Annotated in this window: 14 protein-coding genes; 7 read left to right on the top strand and 7 right to left on the bottom strand. The window is 60.2% G+C overall.

All coding sequences use genetic code 11. The features are described 5' to 3' along the window. Positions 1-414: 414 nt before the first annotated feature. The 3 genes from U8330_RS14060 to U8330_RS14070 are packed head-to-tail and all read right to left on the bottom strand — an operon-like array spanning position 415 to position 3,545. Positions 415-1,917, bottom strand: a complete 1,503-nt coding sequence (locus tag U8330_RS14060; RefSeq protein WP_323105882.1) for a tripartite tricarboxylate transporter permease — start codon at positions 1,915-1,917, stop codon at positions 415-417. A gap of 10 nt (positions 1,918-1,927) precedes the next feature. Next, complete coding sequence (locus U8330_RS14065) at positions 1,928-2,404, bottom strand: tripartite tricarboxylate transporter TctB family protein (protein WP_323105883.1); 477 nt, start codon at positions 2,402-2,404, stop codon at positions 1,928-1,930. Position 2,405: 1 nt separating this feature from the next. Then, the gene (locus tag U8330_RS14070) at positions 2,406-3,545 is read right to left on the bottom strand and encodes a GntR family transcriptional regulator (protein WP_323105884.1); all 1,140 of its coding nucleotides are present in this window, start codon (positions 3,543-3,545) and stop codon (positions 2,406-2,408) included. Between the two features lie 159 nt (positions 3,546-3,704). On the opposite strand from U8330_RS14070, the gene U8330_RS14075 reads away from it, so the two are divergent. Both U8330_RS14075 and U8330_RS14080 read left to right on the top strand, forming a co-directional pair. Then, on the top strand, positions 3,705-4,688 hold the full coding sequence (locus U8330_RS14075) for a tripartite tricarboxylate transporter substrate binding protein (protein ID WP_323105885.1): 984 nt from the start codon (positions 3,705-3,707) through the stop codon (positions 4,686-4,688). Positions 4,689-4,763: 75 nt separating this feature from the next. Continuing rightward, positions 4,764-6,107: an adenylosuccinate lyase family protein gene (locus U8330_RS14080; protein WP_323105886.1), complete on the top strand. Its 1,344-nt coding sequence runs from the start codon at positions 4,764-4,766 to the stop codon at positions 6,105-6,107. A gap of 470 nt (positions 6,108-6,577) precedes the next feature. Here the strand turns inward: U8330_RS14080 and U8330_RS14085 are convergent, their stop codons facing one another. Further along, positions 6,578-7,429, bottom strand: coding sequence for a MurR/RpiR family transcriptional regulator (locus U8330_RS14085; protein WP_323105887.1), 852 nt, complete (start codon positions 7,427-7,429; stop codon positions 6,578-6,580). A 100-nt stretch (positions 7,430-7,529) separates the two neighbouring features. Between U8330_RS14085 and U8330_RS14090 the strand changes: the two genes are divergently transcribed. From U8330_RS14090 to U8330_RS14110, 5 genes are all read left to right on the top strand, one after another. Continuing rightward, positions 7,530-8,267, top strand: a complete 738-nt coding sequence (locus U8330_RS14090; protein WP_323105888.1) for a 5-formyltetrahydrofolate cyclo-ligase — start codon at positions 7,530-7,532, stop codon at positions 8,265-8,267. Positions 8,268-8,360: 93 nt separating this feature from the next. Further along, positions 8,361-9,275, top strand: a complete 915-nt coding sequence (locus tag U8330_RS14095; RefSeq protein WP_323105889.1) for an ABC transporter substrate-binding protein — start codon at positions 8,361-8,363, stop codon at positions 9,273-9,275. Then, positions 9,275-10,045 carry an ABC transporter ATP-binding protein gene (locus tag U8330_RS14100; protein WP_323105890.1) on the top strand — a complete coding sequence of 257 codons (771 nt, stop codon included), beginning with the start codon at positions 9,275-9,277 and terminating at the stop codon, positions 10,043-10,045. Before U8330_RS14095 ends, U8330_RS14100 begins: the two co-directional genes overlap by 1 nt. A gap of 25 nt (positions 10,046-10,070) precedes the next feature. Next, positions 10,071-11,621: an ABC transporter permease gene (locus U8330_RS14105; RefSeq protein WP_416236923.1), complete on the top strand. Its 1,551-nt coding sequence runs from the start codon at positions 10,071-10,073 to the stop codon at positions 11,619-11,621. 18 nt (positions 11,622-11,639) lie between these two features. Further along, positions 11,640-12,395 (top strand): 5-formyltetrahydrofolate cyclo-ligase, encoded by a 756-nt coding sequence (locus U8330_RS14110; RefSeq protein ID WP_323105892.1) that lies wholly within the window; start codon positions 11,640-11,642, stop codon positions 12,393-12,395. 234 nt (positions 12,396-12,629) lie between these two features. On the opposite strand, the gene U8330_RS14115 is transcribed toward U8330_RS14110, so the two are convergent. From U8330_RS14115 to U8330_RS14125, 3 genes are all read right to left on the bottom strand, one after another. Next, positions 12,630-13,001 carry an inositol monophosphatase family protein gene (locus U8330_RS14115; RefSeq protein WP_323105893.1) on the bottom strand — a complete coding sequence of 124 codons (372 nt, stop codon included), beginning with the start codon at positions 12,999-13,001 and terminating at the stop codon, positions 12,630-12,632. A 195-nt stretch (positions 13,002-13,196) separates the two neighbouring features. Next, positions 13,197-14,567, bottom strand: coding sequence for an amidase (locus U8330_RS14120; protein WP_323105894.1), 1,371 nt, complete (start codon positions 14,565-14,567; stop codon positions 13,197-13,199). A 62-nt stretch (positions 14,568-14,629) separates the two neighbouring features. Then, positions 14,630-15,679 carry an AbrB family transcriptional regulator gene (locus U8330_RS14125; protein WP_323105895.1) on the bottom strand — a complete coding sequence of 350 codons (1,050 nt, stop codon included), beginning with the start codon at positions 15,677-15,679 and terminating at the stop codon, positions 14,630-14,632. Positions 15,680-15,682: the final 3 nt, after the last annotated feature.

The raw sequence follows: 15,682 nt of genomic DNA on the forward strand, positions 1-15,682 counted from the left end.
AACAGAGGGAATTTCAAGGCTATTCAGCTAAGCTATTGAAATCATGTGAGAATCCAGGTTCTCCAGGCAGTCCATTTCGGGTCTCTCTCTGGCGTAAATCTGGCCGGTGTTCCTTACCGATAAAAGCGGTGTCTTCTCAACAAGTTAACGAATTCTGAGGTCCTTTTATCGGGCCATCCGTCGTGCTAAAACTGGTCTCGCAAAATCGGCTGGGGACCCGCGATCAATGACTGCAACGGGGCCATGAGCGGGCTGTCCGCTTCGATCTGTTGAACCGATGAAGCGGACATCCCGTTTAAGCTAGGATTGGGTGCTGTCCGCGGCAGAAGGACGAGCCGTGTCGCGGAACCTGCGCGTAGTCATGCAAATGTATTCCGGAGGATCTCCCGGCGTCACCGCTTGTTTCTTTCTCCATCACCCCTCTTGAAACGCTTCCTCCCGCTTCTTCCTGACCGACGGCAGAACAACCACAAGCAGCATGATTGCCGCAATCAAGAGGAGGCCCGCGCTCAGCGGCCGGGTAAAGAGGACGCTCGGGTCACCCTTTGAGAAGAGAAGCGTCCGGCGCAGGAATTCCTCCATCATGGGCCCGAGGATGAAGGCGAGCAGCATGGGCGCCGGCTCGACGTCCAGTTTGCGGAAGAGGTAGCCGACTACGCCAAACAGCGCCATGGCATACACATCAAACAGGCTGTTGTTGACGCTGAAGACGCCGATGGCACACAGAGCGATGATGGTGGGGAACAGGAAGTGGTAGGGAATGGCGATCATGCGCACCCACAGGCCGATCAGCGGCAGGTTGAGCACGAGCAGCATCAGATTGCCGATCCACATCGAAGCGATCAGTCCCCAGAATAGCGCCGGCTGTTCCGTCATCACCGACGGTCCCGGCTGTATGCCCTGGATGAGCATGGCGCCGATCATCAAGGCCATTACCGAATTCGATGGCAGGCCGAGTGTCAACATCGGGATGAACGACGTTTGCGCACCGGCGTTGTTGGCCGCTTCCGGCCCTGCCACCCCTTCAATTGCACCCTTGCCGAAACGCTGCGGCTCCTTTGAAAGGCGTTTCTCCAGCGAATAGGAGCCGAAGGAAGCAAGTGCTGCTCCACCACCGGGCAGGATGCCGAGCACCGAACCCAGCGCCGTGCCGCGGGCGATCGGGCCGATGATTCGGCGCCAGTCCTCGCGCGTTGGCATGAGGCCGGTTACCTTGCGGGTAAGCAGCGTGCGCTCCCCTTCCGCCTCCAGATTGGCGACAATCTCGCCTAGTCCGAAGATGCCCATGGCAAGGACGACGAAATTGATACCATCGGAGAGCATGGGTACATCGAAGGTGAAACGCGGAACGGCAGAGTTGACGTCCGTGCCGACCATGCCGAGCAGCAATCCGGTTAAGATCATACCGAAGGCCTGCAGCAGCGAGCCAGACGCCATGACGACGGAGGCGATGAGGCCAAGTACCATGAGCGCGAAGTATTCTGCTGGCCCGAACTGCAGCGCCACCACCGCCAGGGCAGGTGCAAAGAGCGCGATCAGCAGCGTCGAGATCGTTCCGGCAATAAACGAGCCGATGGCGGCAGTCGATAGGGCTCGTCCCGCCTGGCCCTGACGGGCCATCTGATGGCCGTCGAGCGCGGTCACCACGGAAGACGGCTCACCAGGCAAATTGACAAGGATAGCGGTTGTGGAGCCTCCATACTGGGCGCCGTAATAAATGCCCGCCAGCATGATGAGTGCCGTTTCCGGCGGCAGGCCGAAGGTCAGCGGCAAAAGCATGGCAATGGTTGCAACCGGGCCAAGGCCCGGCAGCACGCCGATCGCCGTACCAAGAAAAACGCCAAGCAGGCAATAGCCGAGATTTATGATCGACGAGGCAACCGTGAGCCCCATCCAGAGATTAGACAGCATATCCATTGGACGGTCCTCAGGAGGCGAACAGAGGTGAAAGCCAGCTTCCGATGAGCGGCATGGGTACCCCCAGTCCCTTGACGAAGACCAGCGTGCAAACAGCGACAAGCGCCACCAGAGCGGCGAGAGAACGAACCGAAAGGGCAAAATGATCGCTTGCTAGGGCGGACACCAAAAGAAGCCCGGTCAGCGCCACCGCCAACCCTGCTCCTGTCAGCACTAGGCCGAACAAGCACACCGATGCCGTGACCAGCAGCAGCCCCCTCCAGTTGATCGGGCCTATCGGGTCCCCATCCCGTTGCAGGCTGCGCAGCAGCGATACGAGAGCGACCAGGATTAGCAGACCGGAAATGACCCTTGGAAAATATCCGGGTCCCATGCGGCCGGCCGTGCCGAAACTATAATCGGTTGCAACGACTAAACCGGCGATGCCTAGTGCTCCATAAAGCAGCGCACTGCCAAACTCTTTCGCCGATCTTATTTTCAGTATCATACTATCCTCCCGGTTTATTCTTGGCCTGGCTCGACGGGCCTTCCGTGGCGCTAGATGCCGCCAGAAGCACCGAGTGCCCCTCGATTTCGTGCATGGTGATTAATGAAAGTCCGTAGGGTGCTTGCGGATCTCTCCACCGGCTTTTCAGCCGCGCATAAAGCGCCTCGGCCTGTTCCTGGGCGCTATAGCCGATCAGGTGGAAGAAGCCTTCCCGCTCAGCCTCGACGTCGCTGCGGCCCAGAAGGACGATCGAGATATCCTCCGGCACTCGAATGCCGCGGGCATGCAGACCTGCTCGAAGTCGCTGGCCACTCTCGATGCCCCAGACGAGCGCGCCCCGCTGCTTGCCTCCGGGTTCGCGGGAAATGGCAGCCAGCCGCTCCAGCACGGCTAATTCGAACTCGCGCGATGGCAGGGAAGGCAGCAGGTCGGGCTCGTGCAGCAGCGTGGCGGGGGAGGCCTCCTCTTGAATCTGCCGGTATCGATGCAGGCCGAGTTCATTGGCAAGAAAGGAGTTCGCCGTCGTGATGTAGTGGATATGCTGATGCCCGCCTCTCAACAGCAGGCGGACCGCCCGTTCGACCGGTCTGCCCCATTCGAAGCCCACGGCATCAACATCCGTGCCGACCAGCCATGCGCCATCAACGATGACATTGTCCGACTTGCGGCGGAGCGCCGCCAGCATCTCGACGGGCATCTGCTCGAACGAATTCTGTATGACGCAGGCATCAAAACGCGGCAGCGACTGCAGCACGCGGCGGGCATGATCGGCATTGGAATAGGCGACTTCGAGCGTTATATCGCCGCCATCTGCCACCATCGCTTGTAGCCGATCCATAACGAAACGGGCCCGCTGCGTGGCGCTTGGCCGGCGCAGCAGAATGACGCTGCGCCCCTTTTGTGGCAGGATGCGCGCGCCTGCTGCAGAAGAGTTGGCGCCGCTTCCGACGAAAAAAGTGCCGCGCCCGACCTGCGCATCAACGAGCCCTTCCTCCTTCAGCGCCTGCAGCGCACGCTGAACCCCCGGCTGCGATATCTTGAAATCGCGCATGAGGCCACGAACTGTCGGCAACCGATCTCCCGGCTGCGCCGTCTCGGCCAGCGACTTCAGATAGTCTTGCAGCTTCCCAATCTTCTCCATGCCGGCCCCCTATCACAATACAAATTGTATCATCAAGAATGTATTTTGGCGTTGAAGAGAAAAACACATTGCTCCAATCGCTAGTCAGTCATAATCGATAAGCGAAGCCAACACGAGGCTGTACAGATACAATATGTATCAGATTGAGGAGGATTTTACATGTTTTACAGGATTGGAAATGCACTGGCGGGCCTGGCTCTTGCGCTTGCGGTCACAGCTCCGGTTGCCGCGCCGGTCGCTCTGGCTCAGTCGGATGCTCCGCTGACATTGCTAGTCGGCTATTCCGCCGGCGGCAGCGCGGACCTGGCCGCGCGTATCATTGCCCCCGAGATCTCCAGCCGTATCGGCCGCACGGTCATCGTCGAAAACGCGACCGGCGCCAGCGGCATGATCGCGCTCGGGAAGCTGGTCAACGGAGCAGCCGATGGCAATACGATCTACTACGGCGGCTTCGACACGGTCGCCGTGCCAATGACTAACGCCAAGGTCAAGGTCAACTGGGAAACGGATACGATCGCAATTGGCCGAACAACCACGACTTCTATGGCGATGGTCGTGCCGGCCGAGTCCGAGCGAAGGGACATGGCAGCGCTTATCGCCGCCGCCAAAGCAGCGCCGGAAAGCGTCAGCTACGGTTCTCCCGGAATAGGCTCCGCACAGCATTTGCTGGGCGAGATCATTGCCCAGCGTGCAGGGGTCAAAATGCTGCATGCGCCTTATCGCGGCGGCGCGCAGGTGACCAATGACCTCCTGGCTGGCGTTCTGGATTCCGCGGTTCTTACACTATCCACGGCCCTGCCGCTTGCCAAGGAAGGCAAGATCCGGGTGCTGGCCGTTTCGGGACCCGAGCGTGCCGCGCAGCTTCCGGATGTGCCGACGCTGTCCGAATTACCGGGGCTGAACGGCCTGTCACTGCCGCTGTGGCAGGGCGTGTTTGCCAAGGCAAGTTCAAAGCCGGACTTTGTGGCTGCGCTGGATAAGGCGATTGCGGAAGCCCTAGCCACGCCGGCCGTGCAGAAGCGCTATGCCGATGTGGGCTTCACTGCAGCGCCGCTCGCTTCTGCTGCTTTCAAGACTTTCGTCGGGCAACAGGCAGCTACCTACAAGGGTGTCATCGACCGCGCAAAGATCGTTTCGGAATAAATCATTGGTACTGTGGCGCCCCGATATTGGTGGCGCCGCGGCTTTTTGCGTTCACAGATTGACTGAGGTAACCGCATGACCATCGGCATGTTCACGTCCTTCATCACCCGGCACTGGTTTAGCCCGACCGCGATCCGCATCTGGTCGGACGATGCGACCCTGCAGGCATGGCTGGATGTGGAAGCGGCGCTGGCACGCGCCCAGGCAGAGCTCAAGATGATCCCGCAGGACGCCGCGGACCGGATCGCGAGATGCTGCCGCGCTGAAGGTTTCGATCACGAACGTCTCAGTCGCGAGATCGCCTTCGCGCAACACCCCTTCGTGCCCGTGCTAAAACAACTGGAAGAACGCTGCGGCGAGCCAACGGCCGGATACGTGCACTGGGGTGCCACGACCCAGAACATCTTCGACACAGCAATTGCTCTTCAGTTGAAGCAGACCCACGCGCATCTGACCGACGTTCTGCAGCGGTGCGAGGATCATGTCGGCCGGCTTGCGCAGCAGCACAAGGCAACGCTGCAGGCCGGTCGCACCCATGGTCAGCACGCCCTGCCGATGACATTCGGTTTCAAAGCGGCCGCTTGGCATGCGGAACTGCGGCGTGGCCGGGAGCGCCTTGCGGCCAGGACTGATGGGGCTTTCTTGGCTTATTTCGGCGGCGCCATCGGCACCTTTGCGGCCATGGGCGGCAAGGGTCGGGCCGTGGAGGAAGCCGCCGCCCGGCTGCTCGGCCTTGCGCCCGCAAAGCTACCTGTGCGCTCGTCCTTTGATCGGGTGGCAGACTATCTAGGCGGCTTTTCCGTCCTGGCCGGCACGCTTCAAAAGATCGCCGGCGACATTGTCTTCATGCAGAGGACGGAGATAGGCGAGGTGGAAGAAGCCTTCCACATGGGTAAGGTCGGCAGTTCAACGATGGCCCAGAAGCGCAACCCTTCCACAGCCCTTGTTCTGATTAGCCTTTGCCGCCTTCTCGAAGCGCGAATGCCGCTAATTCTGTCAAGCATGGTGCGCATGGACGAAGGCGATTCGTCCGCCACGAACGTGTCTGACATTGTCGTCAGCGAGATGGCGATCCTTGCTGTATCTATCGCCGAAGCCGCAGAACGCGTGCTCGGCGGTCTCCAGGTGAATGAGGCGGCGATGGCTCGAAATCTCGAACTTACGCAAGGGCTGATCATGTCTGAAGCAGCCATGATGCAGCTATCTCCCATGATCGGACGCCACAAGGCCCATCATCTTCTCTACGAGGCCGCCCAGGAAACAGCGACGCAGGGGACGCCATTCCTTAAAACGATGCGGCATTCCCTGCACCGCGTCGAGCTAGGCGACGTGCACCTGGATCTCTCTCCATCGGCCTATCTGGGCGAGATCGGCGAGATTATCAGAGATGGCTCGAGTGATGAGGAGCTTCAGTCATAAGGGATGGAATTGCGAGCCGAGCCTGTCGTGACCACAACAGGCTCGGCGGCCTCATTCTCGCCCTTCCGCAATTCAAGATTGCAATTGCTGCGCTCGAAAATATCTGCGTCTGAACGTGTGCAGTGACGACAAAAAGCTGCCGTACGTATCATCGCGACGGCACTGCAAAGTCGGGGTCTAGAAGCGGAAATTATTGCCGCTCTGGCGGGTCCAGGCCGCCCACTTGAACGCCTTGCGGACCCATCAAACCGGACCGGTGCAGCACTTTCGCTGAGGGAGCGTGGCTAGCCAGCAACCGATCTTGCCCGCGAGAGATGAAACGGCCGCTCATCGTGATCGGTGTTCTGCCTCGTGATCCAGCACCATCCGCATGGAACGTTCGCGGACTTCGGGTCAAGACTTGTTCGCTGTCGCGCTCATGTCAGCCTCCCTTTTTAAGAAGTTTGAGGCTCGGGCAAACCCGGAGCAGTTCACGACTCCAAGTCGCCAAGCTCTTCCTCGATTGCAGCAATGATTTCCGCCCGCTGCTGCGCCGAGCGCCCCGCATGAGCTGCATAAGTTAGAGCGAGGAGCCGCACCGTGCTGAGCACTGTGGTATGCGAGGGGCCGAGCGCGAAGCTCGCAACATGGCAGGGCAAAACCACATGGGAATAGCGCTGCGCCTCCAGCATCGATGTCCGGTCGGTGATGGTGATGACACTGAGCCGACTGGTTGCCGCATGACCGAGAATGGGTTTAAGAATCGGCTGGTGCGGCGGAAGTGTTACGACAAGCAGAACATCCTTAGGCCCCGTCATTGCAAGATCCTCCGCCCACGAGCCATGATTGATGCCGAGGATCATCACACTATGCCTCAGTCGCGATAGGATCAGCCGCGCATAGCGCGCCACCCCCTCCTCTGTCCCGAGCCCCAGAACCCAGACTTTCGGCGCAGCGCCGATCAATTCGGCTGCATGCCTGACGGTATCGGAGCGCATCTCCTCAAAGGTCTTCGTCAGGTTCTTCAGTTCCAGCTCAAGATGGGCGCCAATCGTGCGCCCGAGCGCCACCTCCTCCGACTGCGTTACTGAATAGCCGTAGGGTTCGGTGCGATTGCGTTCTTCACGCGCTTGTAGCTTCACCTCGTTGAAGTCCGCATAGCCGAGATGCTGGAAAAAGCGCGCCGCCGTCGCTTTGGAAACGCCCGCCATTTCCGCGATCTCGGTCGCGGAATGGATGAGGATATCGTCTTGGCGGTCGAGAATGAGCTGCGCAAGCTTCTGCTCGCCGGCTGTCAGCCGTGCGTAGCGTTCCTGGATCCGCAAGACGAGACGCGATGCCATGAGTTCCCCATTGTGACGCTCTGAATAAAAAGATTAGCACCCCTCTTGCAATGATGAAACCATTGTTTCAGGATTATGAAACTATGAAACTGAGGCGAAGATGGTTCAACCCCGCGTCATCCGGCAAAAAATCTGGGACAGCCTCAAGGCCGTTGCCCGTCCGGATACACGCTTCCACCTGAGCTTCTCCGAGTTTATTCCCGACTTTATCGGTGCCGATGTCGCAACCGACAGGCTCACCCGCCTGAAGGCCTTTCGCGACTGCCGCCTCGCCTTTGTGACACCGGACAATTCCATGACCGAACTTCGTCGGCGCTTGATCGTCGAGGGCAAGGGTTTCGTCATGTCGACTTACAACATGCAACGCGGGTTTCTCTACATGGCACCCGGCATCGTGCCACCGGAAGCCGCGTCCTTCGCCGCTTGGCTTGACGGCATGGAGTATTTCGCAAGGCCGGTCGATCTCGCCGATCTCTCAGAGATTGGCCGTTTTGATCTGCTGGCGACTGGCGCTTCCGCTGTAACCAGAGACGGTATCCGTTTCGGAAAAGGGCACACGTTCTTTGATCTCGAGTGGGCCATGTTTACCGATATCGGCCTTGTTCACGAGCAGACGCCGGTCGCCGCGATCGTCCACGATGTCCAGGTCGTTGAAGAACAGCTAAACCAGAGCGAGACCGATATTCAGGTCGATTACATCGCGACGCCGAGCCGGCTCGCCACGATCGAGCGTCAGAAGCGGCGTCCCCGTGGTGTCCGATGGGAGCGCTTAACGCGTGAAGAGATCGCCAGCCTGCCACCGCTGAACGAACTCGCCCGAATGCGCGGCGTCGCCTGACCTCCCAGCAATCAACAAAAAGAAGGAACAGCTTATATGCATCTAACCCTCGACCGCCGTCGCTTCCTAGGCTTGATGGGCGCGGCCTCTTCCATGCCGCTGCTCGGGCGCATTGCTCAAGCAGCCTCGCCCTTCGCCTTCCAGGCCTCCTGGATCAACGATGCCGAGTTCACCGGTTACTTCGTGGCCGCCGACAAAGGCTATTACAAAGAGGAAGGCCTTGACCTTACCTATCTGTCCGGCGGTCCCGACGTCATTCCAGAGAGCACGATCATCGCCGGCAAGGCCGATCTCACCCTCACAACACCCGACACGACTTTGAAAGCGATCGCGGAACAGGGCGCGCCGTTCAAGATCATCGGAGCACAGTACCAGAAGAACCCGATCGGCATCGTCTCGCTGGCCAAGAACCCTATCCGCGAGCCCAAGGACTTGGTCGGCAAGACGCTGGCCGTCCCACCAGTCAACGTCATCTCGGTCGAAGCAATGCTGAAGATTTCCGGTGTCGACCGCGGCCAGGTCAATATCGTCCCCTATGCCTACGACCCTACGCCGCTGATCAAAGGGGAGATCGACGCTTCGCTCGACTTTACGACAAATGTGCCCTTCACCATCAAGCAGGCGGGCGAAGAGGCGACATCCTTCCTTCTCTACGATTTTGGCTTCACCATTTTCAACGATACGGTCGTCGTAACCGAAGACGTTCTGAAGGCGAAACGCAAGGAAATCGTCGCTTTCCTGAAAGCAAGCCGAAAGGGCTGGGAGGAGAACCTGGCTGATCCTACGTTCTATCCAAAGACCTTCGCCGAGAGTTGGTTCAAAGGCACCGGCCGTTCGATCGAGAACGAGGTGTTCTTTAACACGGCACAGAAACCGTTGATCGAAAGTTCGAACGGCATCTTCTCGATGACTGAAGAGGCGATCGCCGCCAACATTGAAGCGCTCGCGGCTGTCGGCATCAAGGCTAACCGTTCATCCTTCGACACGACGCTGCTCGAAGAGATCTAATGACCGAGCCAAGCGGCATCCTGATTAGCGACGTCTCGCGCAGCTTCCAATTGCGCGAGACGATCGTCCATGCGCTCGATCATGTCTCTCTCAACGCACCCGCCGGCTCGTTGACCGCGCTGATTGGCCCTTCCGGCTGCGGTAAATCCACCCTTCTTCGACTGGCTCTTGGTCTCGACATCGTGACATCCGGCACCATCACGGTTGCCGGGCTTACACCGCAGCAGGCGGCGCGAGCCGGGCTGACGGGTGTTGCCTTTCAGGATGCGGCCTTGATGCCTTGGCGCAGCGTCGAGGACAATATCGCCCTCCCCCTTGATGTGCTGTCGCGCCGTCGCGCCGATCATGCGGAAAAAATTGCCGAGCTTATCGCCCTCGTTGGTCTCACGGGTTTTGAGAAGGCGCTGCCGGGAGAATTGTCAGGCGGGATGCGCCAACGCGTTGCGATTGCGCGCGCCTTGGTCACAGATCCCAAAGTCTTGTTCCTCGACGAGCCCTTCGGGGCTCTGGACCAGATTCTCCGGCGCCAGATGAATCTGGAGCTCCAGCGGATCTGGATGGAAAGCCGCGCGACCACGCTGCTCGTCACGCATGGAATCGACGAAGCGATCTTTCTAGCCGACCGTGTTGTCGTGATGCACAGTCGACCCGGCCGGATCGCAAGCATCATCCCGGTCCCCTTTGCGCGCCCACGGCGCGCAGAGATCTTCGCCACACCCGCCTTCCACGCACTCGAAGCCCAGGTAGCGGAGGCGCTCAATGGTTCCTGAGTCGGTTGGCCGCCAAACCATTCACATGCTCAACGGTTTCCGGAATCTGGCGATCCTGCTTCTCGTTTGGGAGTTTATTGGGCACTTTCACCTCATTGCAGATGGCGCATTGCCGGCTCCGAGCGCCATCCTCCTCCGACTGATCACGGATCGCGCCGACTATCCGCCACATCTGATGGCGACGTCTGAAGGGGCGGCGCTCGGCTTCGTCTGCGGCAATGCCATCGCCATTCTCGCCGGCATCCTCTTCGCGGTCTCGCCGCTCTCCGCCCGCTTGGCTCGCGGCGTAAACGTCGCGCTTTTCGCCCTCCCGCCCATCGCAGTGTCACCGATCCTGGTTCTCACCTTTTCGGGCATGACGCCACGGATCGTTCTCGCTGCGTTGGGCTGCTATTTCATCACCATGAGTGCCACCATCACCGGGATTGAACAAACCGATCGACGCATGGTGGATGTTGTCCGGGCCTATGGCGGCGGGCGGTGGGCAACGCTGCGGCTGGTGGAGTTGCGCTCAGCCTTTCCTGCGATCCTCGCTGGCCTGCGCGTGGCAGCACCTGCCGCCGTGCTCGGCTCTATCCTGGCGGAATTCGGCGGCGGAGGACGGGTTGGCCTTGGCGCCTATCTCATCGGCTCGCTCGGCCGTGCCGAACCCACCCGCCTCTGGGGCATCGGCCTTGCGGCAACTGCCCTGGCGCTTCTGGCCTACGCCCTGTTTTCCTGGACGGAGCGTCGGCTGACGCATTCGACACGTGCCGTCACCATCGCCGCCACACCCCCGAGCCCGCCGACTTCCCAGCGCCTTCGTCCGTTCTCAGTTGCAGTGACGGTTTCCGCGATCGTCCTGCCTTTCCTCGTCTGGTGGTTGGCGCTGAAAGCGTTGGGCACGCCCGATATGATCGCCAAGACACCCGCCGGCGTCTTCGACTATCTCTTCCTCGGACCTGCCTCTGCTTCTGCTCAAGCGAAGCTCGCTGCCGCGCTTTTCGAAACTCTGCCAATGACGCTAATCGGCATGATCGCTGGCCTTGCCGCCGCCTTCGCCCTCGCGCTCGCCTCGGTCGTGCGCCCCAGCATCGTTCGCTCGTTCATGCCGGTGGCTTTGGTCACGCAGACCATGCCACTGGTCGCGCTGACGCCGCTCTTGGTTCTCATGCTTGGCCGCGGCCCGGCCGTCATTGTCTGGATCACCGTGTCCGTGACCTTCTTCCCGGCCTTCGTGACCCTCGCCCAAGGGCTTGGCATGGTTTCGCGTGGCGCGCTCGACGTCGTCCGCGCTTATGGCGCCGGGCCCATCACGCAGCTCCGCCTCGTCTCGATTCCCGCCTCGCTGCCTTATGTCTTTGCCGCGATCCGCCTCGCTGTGCCGCGCGCATTGCTGGGGGTCATGATCGCCGAATGGCTGGCAACGGGGACAGGGCTCGGCAATCTGCTCAACCAGTCGCGCGGCTATCTCGATTACGGAATGATCTGGTCGGTGGCGCTTGTCTCCGTCCTAGTCTCCGTCTTCTTCTATCAGCTCATCGTCATCATCGAACAACAGGTCCTTCCGCGCCGCGGGATGCGTCCGGCCAATTAAATGCTTGAAGGAGTTTGCATGACTACCCTCGCCGAAATAGCGGACCACAAGACCTCCGTCCGCGAGCGCGTCTGGGCCGAATTGCGCAAGGTCGCAGTCGCAGACAGCCGCTTTCATTTCGACTTCGGCGAGTTCATCGCTGATTTCGATGGTGGTGAAGAGGCTGTCGCAAGACTGACCGCTCACGAGGCTTATTTTAATGCCGAGATTATTTTCATCACGCCCGACAATTGCCTCGACCGGCTTCGGCTGAAAGCGTTGCAGGACGGCAAGACGATCCTGATGACGACATACTCGATCAAGCGTGGGTTTTGGCTTCTCGATCCGACCAGGATCAAACCGGACCTTCATCTCTACGCCTCGACTCTCGACGGCATGGAACGGATCGGACGCCAGATGACGCTGGCGGAAATCCGGGACGAACTTCCGGTGATCGACTACATGGTCACGGGAACCGGCGCCATTAATATGGACGGCGTGCGTTTCGGCAAAGGCCATGGCTTCTTCGATGCGGAATGGGGCATGCTGTACCAAATCGGCCGCATATCAGTCGACACGCCCTGCGCCGCCGTGGTTCACGACTGCCAGGTTCTTTCCGAGCAACTGAGGCCGGACGTCTATGACACTGTTGTCGACCTAATCTTCACGCCGACACGCACCATCCAAATCAACTCTCCGCACAAGCCCACATGCGGCATTCTCTGGGACCGCCTCGACCAACACATGTTCGAGACCATACCGCCATTGCAGGAGCTAAAGGCGATGGGTTTGTGAACAACGCCTCGCGTCGTCAGCAGTCAAAGGAGCCAACAAGCGTCGTTGTAGCGCCTGGAAGGTTTTGTGGAAGTAAGAATCGCGACGATGCTGTGGAACGGAGCCCTTGAAGCCATTTTCGTCATAGGCGAGATGTAAGCCGCTGTCAGGCCTTCTGCTCGCCACCCTCTCCCTGTCTTTCAACCTCGCCCAGATGACCCAAGAGAAAGGCATGCGTCGATGGGTTGGCGACGATCAGCAAGCTGGACTTTTCGAAATTGGTTGGCCCACGTCCCACCAGTCTGTGACGATGCCGCCAGCCTCCTCGACGAGCAGGACGCCTGCCGCTCTATCGACCAAGCCTGTCTGCTCGAAATAGCCGGTGAAGCGCCCGCAGGCGACGTAAGCGCAGCAACTGGCGGTACTGCCAAGGACCCGGACGGCACCGATCGGCGCGCGGATCTGGTCCAGCCAGGCATAGGCGCCCTCGTAATTGGTGAGGTTCGGCGTCGGGAGACCCGTGCCAACCACCATCGGCCCTATGTCGGGGTTGTCTCGCATGGCGAGCTGCCGACCGTTGAGGAAGGCCCCTCGCCCCTTCTCAGCGGTGAATATCTCCTCCGTCACCGGGCTATAGACCAGCCCGCACGGGAGACACCGGCGCGTTTTGCCACCAACTCGGCGCTAGAAAAAAGGTGAGAACGATCCTTATGTATGCTGCGACATCAACGGTACCGTCCAAGCCCCTCCTTCCGGACACCAATTTCATTCGACACTTAGCCCTTCGAGCAATCTGAGCACCGATAATCGGTGCGCCCGAGATTAGATCACGGGCCAGCGTTGTGCCCACGGATAGGTCTCTTCGAACAGCTTCGCAATCGACACCAACTGCCAGTCGCGACCAAACGGCGCAATCAGCTGGAAGCCGATCGGCATGCCGTCCTCTGAAGGATCGCAGGGAATGCTAATTGCCGGCAGGCCTGCCGCATTGACGAAACCGGTAAAGACCCTGTGGTAGGCCGGCCCGTGGTCTTCCGCCTTCCACGGCATCCCTCCCGCCGATGGCGTCATGATGAGATCGTAGCTGTCGAATTTTTCCATCAATTGCAGATAGATACGTCGGGCAGCATCCAGCGCCGCCACATAATCGGTTGCAGACGCAGATTTGCCTTTTTCGATCATCGGCGGATAGGCATCGCCGATACGGCCCTGCCAGTCCGTATCCCTCAGCAGCCAGGCGAGGCCGGAACCGCCGATCAATGGCCAATAGGTCTCAAACAGGTCGAGGTCGAAGGGTGTTTCGCCTTCTTCCACCGAGAAGCCGATAGCAGCAAGCTGTTGGGCCGCCCTGGCGCAGGATCGCGCAATCGGCTCCTCCACGTCCCACGAGCCGAAATGAGGCACGTACAGGACCTTCAGTCCCGTTTCGACCGCTTCGAAGGCGCCGGATGTGAAGCCGAAGGAAAGACGATCGCGAGCGTCGGGTCCTTCGATTGCCGAAAGCGCCATGGCGAGATCGTCGACCGTGCGGGCGATCGGCCCTATCACCTCGAAATCGTGCAGGATCGCTGGCAGGCCATCGGTGCGCGCCACACGCCCGGTTGAAGGCTTGAGACCGACCAGATTGTTGTAGGAGGACGGACGGCGAATGGAGCCCCCGCCATCGGTGCCGAAGGCCACCGGGCCGAGACCCGCCGCGACACCCGCCGAGCCGCCGCCGGTCGATGCCCCGCTCGTCTTCGCCGGGTTCCAGGGATTGCGGGTGGTGCCGAAAGCGAGCGTGTTGACGTTGCCGCGTCCAAGCGTGAACTCCGACACGTTGGTTTTTCCGAGGATAACGGCCCCTTGCGCGCGCAGGCGCGCCACCGGCAATTCGTCGGTCGGGGAGATCCGGTCGAGATAGAGCTTGCTGCCCCAGGCGCATCGCAGCCCCTCAACTTCGATGTTGTCCTTGATCGTAACTGGGATGCCGTCGAAGGGGCCAAGCGGCCGTCCTTCGGCGAACCGCAAATCGCTTTCGGCAGCAGACTTTCGCGCGCCTGCCGCGTCGAGCAGAGCAAAAACGTTGAGCTGCGGATCGACGATAGCGATCCGTTCAAGAATATCGGCCAGCACCGTGGATGGCTTGGTCTTTTCCTGGCGATAGGCCGTGGCCAGTTCAGTCGCCGACAGTTTCCAGAGGAGTCCAGTCATGGTCGTTCCTTTGTCATGGCTTTGTCAGGTTCGGGCCGCGGCCGGCCCCGTTACCGGATGTCCTAGGCGGAGGGCTTCTGTAGACCCATCGTCCACAGAGGGCTGAGAAGCATCAGCGCGATCAACCGGATGATGTGGTGTGAGCTGACGAAACTCGGGTCGAGATTGAGGACAAAGGCGAGGATCGTCATGGATTCCACGCCGCCCGGCGCGAAGGCAAGCCAGACCTCGACGAAGGGCAGGCCCGTCAGGCTGGCCGTCAGCGCGGCGAACAAGGCGGCGATGATGATCGCTGCGAAGATGCTGCCTATTGCTGGAATACAGATCGCTTTGAGCGCACTTAATGACATGCCGCGCAGCCGCGTGCCGATCGATGACCCGGCAACGACATAGGCAATGATGAGCACGATTGGTGGCATGGTGCCGCTGACCAAACCCATGGCATGCACGAGGCCACTACCCAGCAGCGCACCGACAAGCAGGGCGCCAGGAATGCGCACCAGCGTGCAAAGGGCTGCACCGGCGATGCCCGCACCCGTCATCAACACGAGATCTAGCAGGGAGGCCACGGCCGCCTTCGTCACCGGCGCAAGTTCCGGACTGAAATACAGCATGACCGGCACCATGCAGACCAGCACGACCTGTCGCAGCCCCTGGCTGACGGTGATCTTGCCCAGATCGCCTCTGGAGTCGGCTGCGATGGCGAGGACGGCAGACAGGGCGCCCGGTACGGAACTAAGCCGTGCCGATACAATATCCCAGCAATGGCGACGCATCAGATATTGCGTGCCGACCACCATGGTGGCAATCACCGAAAGCATAAGAAGTGTGATGCTGACAGGCCAAGTTTGAATCTTAGCGAACGTGTCAGGCGTCAAGCTGCTGCCCATTGAAGCACCGAGAAATACGAAGGCTACTCCGCGCAGACGTTCGGGAACTTTCAAATCACGGCGGCACAAGACCGCAATCATCACCGCGGCCATGGATCCGCAGAGCCACCCCGCGGGAAAGCCGCCGGATTCGAGAAGGGCGCCGCCCGCAGCGCCACAGGCAAGGGTTTCCACCAGCCGGCGCGTGGAGCGCCAGCCTACAGGCTTCAGGATTGTGACCATCGT

This window comes from Rhizobium sp. CC-YZS058 (genome assembly GCF_034720595.1).
Lineage (GTDB): Bacteria > Pseudomonadota > Alphaproteobacteria > Rhizobiales > Rhizobiaceae > Ferranicluibacter.